Consider the following 2,563-nt stretch of genomic DNA (forward strand, 5'->3'; position numbering starts at 1 on the left):
GGCCCGGCGCCGAGTTCGCCCTCGTCCGCGCCGGCGGGGGCGACCGCTTCGGGCGGCAGGGGGCGCTCGATCCGGGCGCGCATGTCGGGATCCTTGAGCAGGACGGTCTTCATGATCTCGCGAGCCTTGGGCGCGGCGTCGGCGGCGCCGCCCGAGGGGGCGTGCTGGATGATCAGGGCGATGGCGTAGCGCGGCGCGTCATGCGGGGCGAAGGCGACGAACAGGGCGTGGTCGCGGCGGCTCCAGACGGCGTCGCGCGGGCCGCGGGAGCCCGAGCCGTAGTCGCGCGACTGGGCCGTGCCCGTCTTGCCCGCCATCTGGATGTCGCCGAGGCCGAGCTGGGAAGCTCGATAGGCCGTGCCGGTGACATCATTGGCCACGGCCGCCATGCCGGCGCGGACGATATTGAGGTGTTCCTGGCTGAACGGCAGGTCGGGGACGGCGGCGCCCGAAGGCCTGTCCACGCCGCCCACGGACCGGACCAGACGCGGCGTGATGGCCTTGCGGCCGTTGGCGATGCGGGCGGTCATGACGGCCAGTTGCAGCGCGGTGGTCGAAACCGCGCCCTGGCCGATGGCGACGGACAGGGTCTCGCCCGGATACCAGGTGCCGGCGTCCGGATGCGGATTGCGGGTGCGGCGGGCGTAGTCGGCCTTCCAGGCCCGGCTGGGCATGGTGCCCCGGCTCTGCCCGCCGATGCCTATCTCATAGACCTGGTGGAAGCCCAGATCCTCGGCGACGCGGGCGATACGGTCGACGCCGGCGCGGTTGCACATGTGGTAGAAATAGGTGTCGCACGAGTTCTTGATGGCGTTGTGCATGTCCATCGCGCCGTGCCCGCCGCGCTTCCAGCAGCGGAAGGTGCGGTTGCCGTAGCGATAGCCGCCGCTGCAGGGGACACGCTCGGCCGGATTGACGCCAGCGTCCAGCAAGGCGAGCGCCGTGGTCATCTTGAAGGTCGAGCCGGGCGGGAAGCTGCCGTAGATGGCCTTGTCCAGCAGCGGCTTGCGCTCATAGTCCCGGAGCGCGCCGTAGATCCGCGACGGCACGCCGCCGACGAACATATTGGGGTCGAAAGACGGGGCCGAGACCATGCACAGGATGTCGCCGTTGCGGACATCCATGACCACGCAGCCGCCGGATTCCTCGCCATAGACCTCCAGCGCGCGGTTCTGGACGTCGGCGTCGAGGGTCAGGACAACGTCCTTGCCCGGAACGGCCGGCTTCGAACCGCCGATGTCCTCGGCCACCACCCTGCCCCGCGCATCGACCTCGACCCGGTTGCCGCCGGCCTCGCCGCGCAGATCGGTGTCGAACGACTTCTCGACCCCCTGGCGGCCGATGCGGAAGCCGGGGTTGTAGAGAATTTCCGGGACCTTCTCGCCGCGGTCCTCGATGGCCTTGATGTCGCGGTCGTTGGGCTTGGCGACATAGCCGATGACGTGGGCGAAGGCGCCGCCGAACGGGTAGTAGCGGGCCTCGTTCATGTCAGCCATGACGCCGGGCAGCTCGTTGGCGTAGAGGTTGACGCGGGCGAACTCCTCCCAGGTCAGGTCGCTCTTGACCGGGACCGGCGAGAAGCGCGGGGCGGCGTTGACCTCGCGGATGATGGACCGGCGCCGGTCCATGGTGTCGGGCAGCAGTCGGCCCAGGAGGTCGAGGGTCTGGTCCAGATCCTTGGTCTCGTCGCGCACAACAAGAACCCGGAAACTGGGCCGGTTGCCGGCGATGACCACGCCGTCGCGGTCGAGGATGCGGCCGCGCGGGGGCGGCACCAGACGGAAGTTGAACTGGTTGTTCGACGCCATGGTGGCGTACTGGCCGGCCTGAATGACCTGAAGCTGGGCCAGACGGCCGGTCAGGGCCAGACCGCCGAGCGTGGTCAGGCCGCCCAGCACGAAGGTGCGGCGCAGGAAGGAGCCCTGACGCTCATTGACGTCGGAGAAGAAGATGGAGGGTTCCGAACTCATCGGAACCTCACGTCGCCGTCCTCGAACCGCTCGATCATCCGGTCGGCGAACGGGAAGAGCAGCAGGGTCGGCACGACCTGGCCGATCAGGGCCAGGATGCTGGGCGGGTTATGGGCGATCACGGTGACCACCAGATAGGCCATGAGGAAGGCCAGGGCGCAGCAGGCGGCGTACCAGGCGAACAGGACGGCGGTATCCTGTCCGATCAGGAAGCTGCGCGAGGCGAGCACCACCGCATAGATGGCCAGCAGGGCCAGGGCCCACAGGCCGAGCGGGCCATAGGTCAGGACGTCGAGGATCAGTCCCAGCAGGGCCAGCACCAGCGGGGCTGTGACCGAAGGGCGGATGAGCGGCCAGGAGAAGGCCAGCACCATGGGAATGACCGGCTCGGGCAGGTTCAGACCGAACAATTCGACCGGCGTGGCGAGGAGGATGGTGACGGCGACCGTGACCAGGGCCGGAATGACAATCCACTGCACCGGCCCGATGACACGGACCGCGACCGGGCGTCTCATTCGGTCCCTCCGGGCGGAGGGGCGGCGGGCTGGGCGGCGGGCTGGTCGGCGGGCCGGGCGGGCGCCGGCGCAGGGGCC

The 2,563-nt window shown here is 69.6% G+C and carries 2 protein-coding genes; both read right to left on the reverse strand.

The genetic code is table 11. The features are described from left to right. A partial coding sequence (gene mrdA / locus QQJ79_RS15190) for a penicillin-binding protein 2 (RefSeq protein WP_284223768.1) occupies positions 1–1,970 on the reverse strand: 1,970 nt, incomplete at its 3' end. Continuing rightward, positions 1,967–2,485: a hypothetical protein gene (locus QQJ79_RS15195; RefSeq protein ID WP_284223769.1), complete on the reverse strand. Its 519-nt coding sequence runs from the start codon at positions 2,483–2,485 to the stop codon at positions 1,967–1,969. The genes mrdA and QQJ79_RS15195, both read right to left, overlap by 4 nt. Positions 2,486–2,563 lie beyond the last annotated feature (78 nt).

The organism is Brevundimonas denitrificans, assembly GCF_030160755.1.
Taxonomy (GTDB): Bacteria; Pseudomonadota; Alphaproteobacteria; order Caulobacterales; family Caulobacteraceae; genus Brevundimonas; species Brevundimonas denitrificans.

What these genes read in the sequence shown, in the direction of transcription:
- QQJ79_RS15195 (WP_284223769.1), bottom strand. Translation starts at nt 2,485, where the DNA reads ATGAGACGCCCGGTCGCGGTCCGTGTCATCGGGCCGGTGCAGTGGATT.